We start from the raw sequence: 13,245 nt of genomic DNA, 5'->3' as shown, positions 1-13,245 counted from the left end.
AGGCTGGTTATTGATTTTCAAAACAATATAACAATATTATTCTCTGATAGAAATATTATTGTTTACAGATTTGCCATTAATTAAATTCTGTATAACTTGTTTTTTATCCATATTTATTGCGGTAAGCGTTCCATTAACCGAGGATTTAAGTGGCGCGTTGGCCTTTACGCTGCCGCTGGCGGTGAGCTGAATATTGCCGTCGCCCGTGATCGGCAAAGCAGGCCAGCCCCACTGCTGCAGCACGTTGAGCGGCACGCCGCGCCCGTTCAGGCTCACCGTGGTCTGCCGCTGCGGAAGCTGCGAAACCGTCGCCGTGGCTTCCAGAATACCTTTCTCGGTAAAGGCGCTCAGGTCGGTAATGTTCACCGTGGCGGCGTTCGCATTCAGCGCGAGCGACGGACGGCGCACGTCCACGCGATTAAAGGTCGCGGCCGCACCGTTCAGGGTTGCGCTGCCGCCCCAGACGCCCCACTGGCGGTCTTTCGCCAGCTGCAGGTTTGCACCATAGCCGTCCAGAGAGGTGATCTGCCACGGGAAAGCAGGATCGATGTCGATCACCAGATTGCGGCTCAGGCCGAATTTTTTTAGCGTCACGCTGTTCAGCCATTCCGGTAGGGGATCCATCCACAGCGTTTTCCAGTTTTCAGGCAGGGTGTATTCCAGCCCGGCGATGGCGGCATCATCCAGCACCAGCGCTTTGCCGTCGCGCAGCCAGTTGCCGGAGGTGCGTACCATCCCGCCTTCCCAGCGAGAGGTGAACTGGCGCAGCGCGATACCCTGCGGGGAGAATTCCGCGTTCAGGATCGGGTCGAACAGATGCAGCGAGCCGTAGATAAACTCGCTCGCGTTCATAGACAAACGCCCTTCCTGGCTCTGCCAGTCGCCTTTGCTGAGAGTCAGGTTACGCAGGCTCAAATCAAGGTCCGTCACCGCCCAGTCCGGCCCCTGCAGGCGCGCGTCGGTCACTTCCAGCCGACCAATCTGCAGGGAAGGGAGCGTGGTGATGGGAGCAAAGAAATCCATCAGCGATTTATCGCTTTGCAGGCGGATCTCATTCAGACGCATGCTGTCAATAATCCAGCTGCCGTCAGCGTTACGCAGGGCGGAGCCGGTGAGCGAGCCGCGCGCCATATCCGCGCCAATGGTGCTCAGCACCACCTCTTTACCGTTGAGCTGCCCCTGAATCAGAACGTTGCTGGCCGGGACGCCGTTGAGGGTGAGCGAGCCTGCGCTCATCTGGATCTGCGCGTTTTTGCCCAGCACGTTGCCCGCCTCTGGCTGCCACGGGCTGACGCCGCCCGTGACTTTCTGCGCGCTCAGGTCCCATTCGGTATTCGGGCTGTTAAAGGCCATGTTGTTTAGCTGTAAGCGGTCCGCCTGGAAAGGCAGCGGCGCGGTTTGCGGAGAAAGGTTCAGCGTGCCATCAAACAGGGTAATGGTGTCCATATGCAGCGGATCGGTTACCTGACGGCTGCTTAAACCGATATCAACTTTTTTCGCCACCAGGGTGGCAGGTTTGCCGTCACGACCAAAGGTGACATTTTCCAGAATGAGGTGAGAAGGGGATGAAAAGCGGTGATCCATCAGGTCAAAGTTGAGTTCGTAATCGGTATTTACCGTAACCCAATTGCTGACCTGCGACGCGCCCCAGCGGGTCTGGAGCAAAATATAGAATGCCAGCACCACCACAAGCAGAGCTAACAGAAGATAGACGAGCAGCTTTCCAATAAATTTCATGGTCTTCCATCCCGCAAAACGTACATAAAGGAGTTATGCACGATTTATGCGCAATGCTCAAGGCGGGAATGGTGTAAAGAGATGTCACGGCAGGCCCTGACAGCCTGCCGTGAGAGAAATCAATTTTTCTCAGGCGGGAAAACGAGGTTCAGAACGATAGCAGTGATACCGCCCGCGGCAATGCCGGAAGAGAGCAGGTTTTTCACCCAGTCAGGCGCAAACTGCAGGATCAGAGGCTGCTGGGAAACGCCCAGACCGACCGCCAGCGACAGGGCGATAATCATGATCGCGCGGCGGTTCAGCGGCTCGCGGGAGACGATACGTACGCCGGAGGCCGCGATAGTGCCGAACATCACCAGCGTCGCGCCGCCCAGCACCGGCTCAGGGATGTGCTGCACAAAGCCGCTTACCGCCGGGAACAGGCCGAGGACGATCAGCATCAGCGCCACCACAAACCCGACGTAGCGGCTGGCCACGCCGGTCAGCTGGATCACGCCGTTGTTCTGACCGAAGCAGGAGTTCGGGAAGGTGTTGAATACCGCAGAGACAAACGAGTTCAGGCCGTTGGCCAGCACGCCGCCTTTCAGGCGCTTCATGTACAGCGGGCCGGACACCGGCTGCTCGGAGACGTCCGAGGTAGCGGTGATGTCACCGATGGTCTCCAGAGAGGTGATCATAAAGACCAGCATCAGCGGCAGCAGCAGGCCCCAGTCAATGCCCAGTCCATAGTACAGCGGCGTGGGTACTGTGATCAGCGCGCTGTTGGTCGGCGCGGTGTTCTCAGGCAGCATGCCCAGCGCCCACGCCAGCAGGTAACCCGCCGCCATGGCAATCACCAGCGAGGCGACGCGCAGGTAAGGGTTGCGCTGACGGTTAAGCAGAATAATGATCGCCAGCACCACGCCCGCCAGCAGCAGGTTTTTCGGCGCGCCGAAGGTGTGGTCGCTCATCGCGGCATAGCCGCCACCGATGGAGGTAAGGCCCACCTGAATCAGCGACAGGCCGATAATCATCACGACGACGCCGGAAACCAGCGGGGTGATAACGCGGCGAGCCAGGTGCAGAACGCGGGAGATCACCATCTCCGTGCAGCTGGCCAGCATCAGCGTGCCGAACAGCGCCGCCATCATGGTCGGGACATCCGCCCCGCCGGTTTTCAGCGCCGTACCGCCCATGATCAGCGGTGCCACGAAGTTAAAGCTGGTGCCCTGAATCGACAATAATCCCGACCCTACCGGACCCCAGGCTTTAATTTGAATAATAGAGGCGACGCCGGAGGCAAAAAGAGACATGCTGATAATGTGCTGCGTGTCCTGCGCCGGTAAACCGAGCGCCTGGCAAATCAGCAGCGCCGGGGTGATCACCGCAACAAACATCGCCAGAAGATGCTGGCAGGCGGCGAAAAGCGTTTGCGGCAGCGGCGGGCGGTCTTCAAGGCGGTAAATCAGTTCGCTATTTTGCTTCTGCGCAATCGGTTGCGCATCAGGCGACTCTATGGTGTTAACGGACATCGGCGACAATCCCACGGTGGAAAAGCGGGCATTTTATCTGACCACCTGGTAAAAGCAAACGATTGCCAGCAAAAAAAGGGAAGAAATTCTGCCGCTGCGCGCAGGTTTTCTACAACGCGTGAGGAAAAAAAATTACACTTTTTCGCGCCGGGAGCTCATGAAGAGCGCAAACCGGCCCAGGATAACGCCGCGTGTGTATGGAACACGCGCAAAACAGGAGCCTTCTATGATTCATCTCGATACGTTGTCGACACTTGTTGCCGCAACGCTGGTCTTACTGCTTGGCCGTAAGCTGGTACATAGCGTTTCCCTTCTGAAGAAATACACCATTCCTGAACCTGTCGCCGGTGGTCTGCTGGTGGCGCTGGCCCTGCTGATACTGAAAAAAAGCATGGGCTGGGAAATCGATTTTGATATGTCCCTGAAGGACCCGCTGATGCTGGCCTTCTTTGCCACCATCGGCCTGAACGCCAATCTGGCGAGCCTGCGGGCGGGCGGTAAAGTGCTCGGCGTATTCCTGATTGTGGTGGTGGGGCTGCTGCTGATGCAAAACGCCATCGGTATCGGGATGGCAACGCTGCTGGGGCTGGATCCGCTGATGGGGCTGCTGGCGGGGTCGATTACCCTTTCTGGCGGTCACGGGACCGGAGCCGCGTGGAGCAAGCTGTTCATCGAGCGCTATGGATTTGAAAACGCGACGGAGGTGGCGATGGCCTGTGCGACCTTTGGGCTGGTGCTGGGTGGCCTGATTGGCGGCCCGGTGGCGCGGTATCTGGTTAAACACTCCACCACGCCGAACGGCAGACCTGACGATGAGCTGGTGCCGACCGCGTTCGAAAAACCGGACGTCGGGCGCAGCATTACCTCGCTGGTGCTGATTGAAACCATCGCGATGATCGCCATCTGCCTGACCGTGGGCAAAGTGGTTGCGCAATGGCTGGCGGGCTCTGCGTTTGAACTACCGACGTTTGTTTGCGTGCTGTTTATCGGGGTGATCCTGAGCAACGGCCTGGCGCTGATGGGCTTCTACCGCGTGTTTGAACGGGCGGTATCGGTGCTCGGCAACGTCTGCCTGTCGCTGTTCCTGGCGATGGCGCTGATGAGCCTCAAACTGTGGGAGCTGGCCTCGCTGGCGCTGCCGATGGTGGCGATACTGTCGGTGCAGGCGCTGTTTATGGCGCTGTACGCCATGTTCGTGACCTGGCGCATGATGGGTAAAAACTACGATGCGGCGGTGCTGGCGGCAGGTCACTGCGGGTTTGGTCTGGGGGCTACCCCAACGGCTATCGCCAACATGCAGGCGATCACTGAACGGTTCGGGCCATCGCACATGGCGTTTCTGGTGGTCCCGATGGTCGGGGCGTTCTTCATTGATATCGTCAACGCACTGGTGATTAAGCTGTACCTGATGCTGCCGATGTTTGCCTGAAATCAGGCGTTGGAGTAGCGTTCAGTTTCCGGCATCCAGCGCTCAATTAACGCTGCCGCCTGTTCGGGGTAGCGTTCATGAATATGGCGGGCGAGGCGCTGAACTTCGGGGATCATCGCCTGATCGCGTAGCAAATCCGCCACTTTGAATTCCGCGTTCCCCGTCTGACGCGTGCCCAGCAGTTCGCCCGGGCCGCGGATCTCCAGGTCTTTTTGCGCAATCACAAAACCGTCGTTGCTGTCGCGCAGCACCTGCAGACGCATTTGGGCGGTTTTTGAGAGCGGGGCTTTGTAGAGCAGTACGCAGTGGGAAGCCACCGCGCCGCGGCCGACGCGCCCGCGCAGCTGGTGGAGCTGGGCAAGACCGAGACGCTCCGGGTTTTCGATGATCATCAGGCTGGAATTCGGGACGTCCACGCCCACTTCAATCACCGTCGTGGCGACCAGCAAATGCAACTCGCCCTGCTTAAACGACTGCATCACCGCCTGCTTTTCGGCAGGCTTCATGCGTCCGTGAACCAGGCCCACGTTCAGCTCCGGCAGCGCCAGCTTAAGCTCTTCCCACGTGGCTTCGGCAGCCTGCGCTTCCAGCAGTTCCGACTCTTCAATCAGCGTACAGACCCAGTAGGCCTGACGCCCTTCGTGGGTGCAGGCGTTGCGCACGCGGTCGATGATGTCGCTGCGACGCGTGTCGGGAATGGCAACCGTCGTCACCGGCGTTCGGCCGGGAGGGAGTTCGTCGATGGTGGAGGTATCCAGATCGGCGTAGGCGGTCATTGCCAGGGTGCGCGGGATCGGCGTGGCGGTCATGATCAGCTGATGCGGATGGAAGCCCTGCTGCAGTCCCTTTTCCCACAGCGCCAGACGTTGATGCACGCCGAAGCGGTGCTGCTCGTCGATAATCACCAGCGCAAGACCGCTGAACTGCACCTGCTCCTGGAAGATGGCGTGCGTGCCCACGATCATCTGCACCTGCCCGCTGGCAATAGCCTCCTGTTGCGCAAGGCGCGCTTTGCCTTTTTGCTTCCCGGCAAGCCAGCCCACTTCAATTCCCAGCGGCGCAAACCAGGCGCGGAAATTGTTGGCGTGCTGTTCCGCCAGCAGTTCGGTCGGCGCCATCAGCGCCACCTGCTTACCGTGGGCAATCGCGCGCAGGGCGGCCAGCGCGGCAACCAGCGTTTTACCGGACCCCACGTCGCCCTGCACCAGGCGCATCATCGGCACGTCGAGCGCCATATCGCGTTCAATTTCGGCGGTGACGCGCGCCTGCGCACCGGTGGGTTTAAACGGCAGCGAGGCCAGCAGCTTATCTTTGAGCTCATCACGCGGGCTTAAGGGCTGGGCGTGAAAACGCTGCGCGCCCGCGCGAAGCGCCAGCATGCTCAGGTTATGCGCCAGTAATTCCTCAAGGATAAGACGCCGTTGGGCGGGGTGTTTGCCGCTTTCTAAGTCGCTGAGCTGCAGCGTTGGCGGCGGGCGGTGCAGGGTGCGCAGCGCCTCGGGCAGGCTCATCATGCCCTGCGCCAGCTCGGGCGGCAGCAACTCGGTAATGGCGCAGGTATCCAGCAGCTCCAGCGCCTGATCGGTGAGCTTACGCAGCGTCGCCTGCTTGATGCCTTCGGTCGTCGGGTAAACCGGGGTGAGCGTCTCCTGCAGCTCCGGCGTGCTGAGATCGCCCTGTACGCGGTACTCCGGGTGGATCATCTCTGCGCCGTACTTCCCGCGTTTGGCCTCGCCATAGGCCAGCACCCGGCGGCCCGTCGCCAGGCTGTTTTTCATCGCCGCGTTGAAGTTGAAAAAACGCATGGTGAGAATGCCGGTGCCGTCGCTGATCTGGCAGGTCATCATCCGGCGTCCGCCGAAGGTGATGTTGCAGTTCAGGACTTCGCCTTCAACGGTGGCGTAAATAGCAGGAAGGAGATCGCCAATCTTATAAAGCTGAGTGCGGTCTTCGTAACGCAGGGGGAGGTGAAGCAGGAGATCCTGCACCGTGTGCAGGCCAATTTTAGCCAGCTTATTGCTTTGCGCCGCGCCCACGCCCGTCAGGCTGTTGAGCGGGATGGCATCCAGCAGGCGGCCTTTCATCGCTTACCCGGCGTACTGCATGGTGGCCCACCACTCGGCATTGGCTTCAATTTCGCCCTGCGCGTTGACGTGGGGGTAAGGCAATTTTTTCTGCTTCGCAACGCGAGCCAGCACCGGATAGCCACCTTCAAAAAGCAGGCGCTGCTGTTCCTCTTCCGGCAGCATGCTGTTGCTGCGCTCGTACATCCCGGCGTTCTGACGCTGGCGCTGCGCTTCATACAGAATGAGCGCGGACGCCACGGAGACGTTGAGAGACTGCACCATGCCGATCATCGGAATGATGATGTCCCGATCCGCCAGATCCAGCGCTTCCTGGGTGATCCCGGTTTTCTCCTGACCCATCAAAATGCAGGTCGGGCGGGTGTAGTCGATCTCGCGGAAATCTACGGCTTTAGCGGACAGGTTAGTGGCGAGGATCTGCATCCCGCGCCCTTTCAGGTGCGATACGGCTTCGCCAATGGTGTGATGATTTTTGACAGACACCCAGCTGTTGCTGCCTGCCGCCGCCGAGACCGTATTGCGCATACGGCCGTCCGGCCAGACGGCGTGCACTTCATGCACACCGACGGCATCTGCGGTGCGGACGATAGCAGAGACGTTATGAGGTTTATGCACCTGCTCCATGCAGACCGTCAGGTCAGGCTGACGCCTGGCGAGCATTTCGCAGATACGTGCATAACGTTGTGAATTCATAAACCTAGTTTCGGTTTCGGGTGACTTTAATCACGTCCGGCATGACGCGGATCTTGCGCATAATATTCGCCAGATGCACGCGGTCGCGGGCGGTCAGACGAATAAAGGCGCTGTACACGCGACCATCTTTTTCTTCCGTATTCAGGCTCTGAATATTGGAAGAGGCCGTGTTGATCGCTGCCGTCAGGTTCGCCAGGGCACCCTGGTGGTTGAACATATCCACCTTAATTTCGGTGATAAATTCCTGCGCGGTCTCTTTATCCCACTCGACCGCCATAAACTTCTCGGCTTCTTTCTGGTAGCCGCGAATGTTACGACAGGACTCGTGGTGGATAACCAGCCCTTTGCCCGGGCTGACGTGCGCAATAATCGGGTCGCCAGGAATTGGACGACAGCATTTTGCGAAGGTGATCAGCACGCCATCCGCGCCTTTAATCGGCAGGTGTCCGTGGCTTTGCGTCGTTGCCGGCACCGCTGTTGTGTCGCCTTGCTGCAGGTTCTTCGCCACCACCACGCTCATGGCGTTGCCGAGGCCAATCTCCGCCAGCAGATCGTCAAGCGACGCGAGCTTCATACGCTCCAGCTCACGCTGGACGTTCTCCTGCGGAATTTCAGCCAGCTTACGGCTGCCGCCCAACGCGTGGTTGAGCAGACGACGCCCCAGGCTGACGGAATCATCGCGCTTGAGGTTTTTCAGCAGCTGGCGAATTTTGGCGCGCGCCTTGGAGCTCACGACAAAGTTCAGCCAGGCCGCGTTCGGACGTGCGCCCGGCGCGGTAATAATTTCTACCGTCTGGCCGCTGGAGAGCGGCTGAGACAGCGGATAAGGTTGTCTGTCGACGCGAGCGCCCACGCAGGCATGGCCGATATCGGTATGCACGGCGTAAGCGAAGTCGACCGGCGTTGCGCCCGCAGGCAGTTCGACAATGCGGCCTTCTGGGGTGAAAACGTAAATCTCATCCGGGAAGAGATCGGATTTAACGCTCTCAATAAATTCAAACGAGCTACCCGCACTCTGCTGAAGCTCCAGCAGACTCTGCATCCAGCGCTGGGCGCGGATTTGTGCGGTCGTGCTGCTTTCGCCACCGTGCTCTTTATACGCCCAGTGTGCGGCAACACCCATCTCTGCCATCTGGTCCATGTCTTCGGTGCGAATTTGCACCTCAACAGGCACGCCGTGTGGCCCGATCATCGAGGTGTGCAAAGATTGATAGCCGTTCGCTTTTGGAATGGCGATGTAATCTTTCATGCGACCCGGACGCGGTTTGTAGAGGCTGTGCATCTGCCCCAGCACGCGATAGCAGGTGTCGGCGTCGTGGACGATCACGCGAAAGGCGTAGATATCCATGATCGAGTGAAAACGCTGCTCCTTGAGCACCATTTTGCAGTAGATGGAGTACAAATGTTTCTCGCGACCGCTGACGCGGCACGGAATTCCCGCTTCCTGCAAGCGCCCTTCGATTTCCGAGAGGATTTTTTGAATCATCTCTTTACGGTTACCGCGTGCGGCTTTCACCACCTCTTTAATCACGCGATAGCGGTTCGGGTACAACGCTTCAAAACCCAGCTCTTCCAGCTCGGTTTTAATGTGATGAATACCTAAACGGTGCGCCAGCGGGCTGTAGATTTCGAGGGTTTCACGGGCAATGCGGCGACGTTTATCCGGGCGAAGTGAGCCCAGCGTGCGCATGTTGTGGGTACGGTCAGCGAGTTTGATGAGAATGACGCGGATATCCTGCACCATCGCCATAATCATCTTGCGGAAGTTTTCGGCTTGCGCCTCTTTCTTGTCGCGGAAATTCAGCTTATCAAGCTTAGAGACCCCTTCCACCAGTTCGGCAACGCTTTTGCCAAACAGCTGTTCCATGTCCTGATAAGTGGCAGGGGTATCTTCGATCACGTCGTGCAGCAGAGCGGCCATCAGAGTTTCGTAGTCGAGTTTCATCTCGGCCAGAATACAGGCCACCGCTACCGGGTGCGTGATATAGGGTTCACCGCTTGAACGTGTCTGGCCCTCGTGAGCGTCACGTGCAACGAGATACGCCTGCTGAAGACGCTTAATCTGGTCTTCAGGCAGGTAGGTTTGAATCAGTTGATTCAGGCTTTCAAACAGATACAAGGGCGACCCGCAGGTTTAATTAACGACGACCTTCAGCAATAGCGGTTACGGCCTGCAGTTCTGCGGCTTCCTGCTCTTGCTGCTCCTGGCGCTCACGCACGTCGAGGATCTGGTTGTTGATCAGACCTTCTTCGATTTCGCGAAGTGCAATAACGGTGGTTTTATCGTTTTCTTCCGGTACCAGCGGATCTTTACCGCCTACCTGCATCTGACGAGCGCGACGCGCGGCGACCAGCACCAGGTCAAAACGGTTACCAATTTTCTCTACAGCGTCCTGAACAGTTACGCGTGCCATACTTAAAATGCTCCACAGGTGAAGAAATGACTGGGCATGATACTGAAAGTGGGTTCAGTCTGCCAACAGTTTGGTGATTAATGCGTCATGTCGCTGCTTCTGGCGGCTCATACGCAGACGTTCTGCACGAAGAATGGTTTTGAGATCGCTCAGCGCGGCATCAAAATCATCATTCACAATAAGGTAATCATATTCCGCGTAATGGCTCATTTCTGCAACAGCCTGTTCCATACGCTTAGCGATCACTTCTTCGCTGTCCTGACCGCGGCCACGCAGGCGGCGATCCAACTCATCTTTCGATGGCGGTAAAATAAAGATACTGCGCGAGTCGGGCATTTTCTTGCGAATTTGCTGCGCGCCCTGCCAGTCGATATCCAGGAACACGTTTACGCCGGTTGCCAGAACCTGCTCAATGGTTTCACGCGAGGTGCCGTAATAGTTACCGAACACTTCAGCATGTTCAAGAAACGCGTCTCGGCCGATCATCGCTCTGAACTCGTCGTGATCCACAAAGAAATAGTGTTCACCGTGCACTTCACCCGGACGCGGCGCTCGCGTGGTGTGAGAAACAGAAACCTGTGTGTCGTACAACGGTTGGGTTTTTAACAGTGCCTGAATAAGGCTGGATTTACCCGCGCCACTAGGGGCAGAAACAATATAAAGCGTGCCTTGAGCCATGAGAGTCTTTTGTATGTGTTAGCGAAGAAGTCCTACATACGGGCTTATTATACACGTCGGCGCACCGTGACGTAGCCTTTGTCACACTTTTTCCCCCGGATTATTGATTTTTGCGTGCCGTTTTCCGGTTTTACCTGCGGTTTGCAGAAATAAAAAGAAACCCTGGATAGCGCCTCGCAAAGCGAAAGATTGCCGTTAGCGTTGTTTCGATCGTCAGGTTATACCTCCTGCAACGCAAAGGAGGGGTAGCAATGTGGCGATGGATAAGCGGATTACTGATGTTGTGGTGCGGCTATGGCGCGGCGGTGTGTCCGGTGTGGCCGCAGGCAAAAGCAGAGAAAGAGATCGCGTCGCTAAGCGCGCAGATCAAACGCTGGGATGATGCCTACTGGAAGCAGGGCGTGAGCGATGTCAATGACGACGTGTACGACCAGCTTAACGCGCGGTTAACCCAGTGGCAGCGCTGTTTTGGCAGCGAGCCTTCAGAAGAGAAACTCCCCGCGCTGACGGGGAGCGTAAAACATCCTGTTGCCCATACGGGCGTGCATAAGGTGACCAGCAAAGAGGAACTGAGACAGTGGATGCGTGCCCGACGTAACCTCTGGATGCAGCCTAAAGTTGACGGTGTGGCGGTAACGCTGGTCTATCGTGACGGTAATTTAACCCAGGCCATCAGCCGCGGGGATGGCCTGAAAGGGGAGGACTGGACCGGGAAGGTACGTTTAATCCCTTCGGTTCCGCAAACGCTCACCGGCACGCTGGCGAACAGCGTCTTACAGGGCGAGCTTTTCTGGCTAAGCGACAATCACATTCAGCGGCAGATGGGCGGGATGAACGCTCGCGCAAAGGTGGCGGGTGCGATGATGCGGCAAAAGGATAACGCGCTCCTGAGCAAGATCGGCGTATTCATCTGGGCCTGGCCGGACGGGCCGAAAGATATGCAGACATCTTTAGCTGAACTGTCTCAGGCCGGTTTTACGCTGTCGGCACGGTATACGCTTCCCGCCGAATCTGTTGATGGTGTCGAGAAACAGCGCGCGGCCTGGCACGAGACCGGATTACCCTTTGCCACGGATGGCATTGTGGTGCGTTCGGAGGATGAACCTGCGGGCGAAAGCTGGTTGCCTGGTGAAGGAAACTGGGTTGTCGCGTGGAAATATTCTCCTGTTTCGCAGCTTGTTGAGGTAAAGAATATCCAGTTTTCTGTAGGACGAACGGGCAAGGTATCCGTCGTTGCAGGGCTTGAGCCTGTGCGACTGGACGATAAACAGGTGCGACGAGTCAGTCTGGGGTCGGTTGGGCGTTGGCAGAGACTGGATCTCACCAAAGGCGATCAGGTGCTGATCAGTCTCGCCGGACAGGGTATTCCGCGCCTGGATAAGGTGGTCTGGCGAGGGACGGACAGACAAAAACCGCGACCACCTGACTCGCAGTACCATTCATTAAGCTGTTTTTATGCCTCGCCGGACTGCATGGAGCAGTTTTTTGCCCGGCTAACATGGCTCAGCTCTAAACAGGGGCTGGATATCGAAGGTTTAGGGGAATCCGGCTGGCGTACGCTCTGGCAGGCTCATCATTTCGAACATATCTTTTCCTGGCTGTTATTAACACAGGCGCAGCTTCAGGCCACCCCGGGGTTTTCTGCGGCGCGCGGGCTAGCGCTCTGGCATCGTTTTAATCGGGTGCGGGAACAACCTTTTATCCGTTGGATTAGCGCGATGGGAGCTCCGCTATCCAAAGCGACACTGAACGCTATCGATGGGCGATCGTGGCAGGCAATGAGCCAGCGAAGCTCTGCCGACTGGCAAACCTTGCCGGGCACTGGAGAGGAGAAAGCGCGGCAAATCACGAACTGGATGCGCGCGCCTCAGGTTGACGTGCTGGCGAAGTGGCTCGCTGAACAGCGCATCAACGGATTTTGACATCAGTGCGCGCTGTGCTTGTAGTGAAAAACGGGCAGCCCGAGCTTCAGACGCAGCGCCAGCATGCGGGCCGTAAAGCCAAACAGCAGCGTGGAGATGACCACCACATCATGGTTCGAAACGTAATGCTGCAGGGCGATATAGAGTACCGCTGCGGCAAAAGAGATGCCGGCGTACAGCTCTTTTTGGAAGACCAGGGGAATACGCTTGCAGAACATGTCACGCAATACTCCGCCAAATACGCCCGTGACCACGGCGGCAATGGTAGCGATAACCGGTCCTTCCCCCATATCGAGCGCGATTTGCGCCCCGATGATTGAAAAGACGATCAGTCCCAGCGCATCAAGCACCAGGAACAGGCGGCGCAGGTGGGGCATAACGGGCGCCACAATGGTGGTGAGCACGGCAGCCGTCGCCACGATAATCACGTACTCAGGGTGTTTAACCCAGCCGAGCGGGTAATGGCCAAGCAGGATATCGCGCACGGAACCGCCGCCCAGCGCGGTCGCTGTGGCAATAATAATTACACCGAAGGTGTCCATACGGCGACGCCCGGCAGCAAGCGCGCCGGTCATGGCTTCTGCGGTGATACCAATCAGATAAAGAACGTGAAGCAGCATATACCCTCCGGTGTGAACGCGGGGAGGTTAGCGATTTGTGCGCAAGATCACGATTGAGATTTTCTAAGGCGAGTCAGTTTGCCCTATAAAATGTTATCAATTTTCGCCGTAACTGCCTGATTAGTGGTGGCGAGTTGATAAAATCCAGCAGATAACG

The 13,245-nt window shown here is 57.6% G+C and carries 10 protein-coding genes; 2 read left to right on the top strand and 8 right to left on the bottom strand.

Annotated elements, in window-relative coordinates:
• Positions 1-36: 36 nt before the first annotated feature.
• Together KK102_RS18720 and xanP are read right to left on the bottom strand one after the other, a co-directional pair.
• Positions 37-1,737: an AsmA family protein gene (locus KK102_RS18720; RefSeq protein WP_216358195.1), complete on the bottom strand. Its 1,701-nt coding sequence runs from the start codon at positions 1,735-1,737 to the stop codon at positions 37-39.
• A gap of 119 nt (positions 1,738-1,856) precedes the next feature.
• On the bottom strand, positions 1,857-3,248 hold the full coding sequence (xanP, locus tag KK102_RS18715) for a xanthine/proton symporter XanP (RefSeq protein ID WP_014881972.1): 1,392 nt from the start codon (positions 3,246-3,248) through the stop codon (positions 1,857-1,859).
• 226 nt (positions 3,249-3,474) lie between these two features.
• Between xanP and gltS the strand changes: the two genes are divergently transcribed.
• On the top strand, positions 3,475-4,677 hold the full coding sequence (gene gltS / locus KK102_RS18710; RefSeq protein ID WP_126545724.1) for a sodium/glutamate symporter: 1,203 nt from the start codon (positions 3,475-3,477) through the stop codon (positions 4,675-4,677).
• Between the two features lie 2 nt (positions 4,678-4,679).
• Here gltS and recG read toward each other — a convergent pair whose 3' ends face one another.
• From recG to gmk, 5 genes are read right to left on the bottom strand one after another with little or no spacing between them, the layout of a single operon-like run.
• On the bottom strand, positions 4,680-6,761 hold the full coding sequence (gene recG, locus KK102_RS18705; protein ID WP_126545723.1) for an ATP-dependent DNA helicase RecG: 2,082 nt from the start codon (positions 6,759-6,761) through the stop codon (positions 4,680-4,682).
• A gap of 3 nt (positions 6,762-6,764) precedes the next feature.
• Positions 6,765-7,454, bottom strand: coding sequence for a tRNA (guanosine(18)-2'-O)-methyltransferase TrmH (gene trmH, locus KK102_RS18700; protein WP_126545722.1), 690 nt, complete (start codon positions 7,452-7,454; stop codon positions 6,765-6,767).
• A 4-nt stretch (positions 7,455-7,458) separates the two neighbouring features.
• The gene (gene spoT, locus KK102_RS18695; protein WP_042714441.1) at positions 7,459-9,573 is read right to left on the bottom strand and encodes a bifunctional GTP diphosphokinase/guanosine-3',5'-bis pyrophosphate 3'-pyrophosphohydrolase; all 2,115 of its coding nucleotides are present in this window, start codon (positions 9,571-9,573) and stop codon (positions 7,459-7,461) included.
• Positions 9,574-9,592: 19 nt separating this feature from the next.
• Positions 9,593-9,868, bottom strand: a complete 276-nt coding sequence (rpoZ, locus tag KK102_RS18690) for a DNA-directed RNA polymerase subunit omega (protein WP_000135058.1) — start codon at positions 9,866-9,868, stop codon at positions 9,593-9,595.
• A gap of 54 nt (positions 9,869-9,922) precedes the next feature.
• Positions 9,923-10,546, bottom strand: coding sequence for a guanylate kinase (gmk, locus tag KK102_RS18685; protein ID WP_010426438.1), 624 nt, complete (start codon positions 10,544-10,546; stop codon positions 9,923-9,925).
• Between the two features lie 251 nt (positions 10,547-10,797).
• On the opposite strand from gmk, the gene ligB reads away from it, so the two are divergent.
• Positions 10,798-12,468, top strand: coding sequence for an NAD-dependent DNA ligase LigB (ligB, locus tag KK102_RS18680; protein ID WP_216358194.1), 1,671 nt, complete (start codon positions 10,798-10,800; stop codon positions 12,466-12,468).
• A 2-nt stretch (positions 12,469-12,470) separates the two neighbouring features.
• Here ligB and KK102_RS18675 read toward each other — a convergent pair whose 3' ends face one another.
• Positions 12,471-13,088, bottom strand: coding sequence for a trimeric intracellular cation channel family protein (locus tag KK102_RS18675; protein ID WP_010426435.1), 618 nt, complete (start codon positions 13,086-13,088; stop codon positions 12,471-12,473).
• Between the last annotated feature and the right edge of the window lie 157 nt (positions 13,089-13,245).

Origin of the sequence: Enterobacter quasimori (assembly GCF_018597345.1) — a bacterium.
Lineage (GTDB): Bacteria > Pseudomonadota > Gammaproteobacteria > Enterobacterales > Enterobacteriaceae > Enterobacter > Enterobacter mori.
This window is presented reverse-complemented; position numbering and strand designations above follow the sequence as displayed.

Excerpts from the sequence above, each read along its gene's own strand:
- KK102_RS18720 (WP_216358195.1), bottom strand. The coding sequence starts at position 1,737 with ATGAAATTTATTGGAAAGCTGCTCGTCTATCTTCTGTTAGCTCTGCTT.
- xanP (WP_014881972.1), bottom strand. The coding sequence starts at position 3,248 with ATGTCCGTTAACACCATAGAGTCGCCTGATGCGCAACCGATTGCGCAG.
- gltS (WP_126545724.1), top strand. The coding sequence starts at position 3,475 with ATGATTCATCTCGATACGTTGTCGACACTTGTTGCCGCAACGCTGGTC.
- recG (WP_126545723.1), bottom strand. The coding sequence starts at position 6,761 with ATGAAAGGCCGCCTGCTGGATGCCATCCCGCTCAACAGCCTGACGGGC.
- trmH (WP_126545722.1), bottom strand. The coding sequence starts at position 7,454 with ATGAATTCACAACGTTATGCACGTATCTGCGAAATGCTCGCCAGGCGT.
- rpoZ (WP_000135058.1), bottom strand. The coding sequence starts at position 9,868 with ATGGCACGCGTAACTGTTCAGGACGCTGTAGAGAAAATTGGTAACCGT.
- gmk (WP_010426438.1), bottom strand. The coding sequence starts at position 10,546 with ATGGCTCAAGGCACGCTTTATATTGTTTCTGCCCCTAGTGGCGCGGGT.
- ligB (WP_216358194.1), top strand. The coding sequence starts at position 10,798 with ATGTGGCGATGGATAAGCGGATTACTGATGTTGTGGTGCGGCTATGGC.
- KK102_RS18675 (WP_010426435.1), bottom strand. The coding sequence starts at position 13,088 with ATGCTGCTTCACGTTCTTTATCTGATTGGTATCACCGCAGAAGCCATG.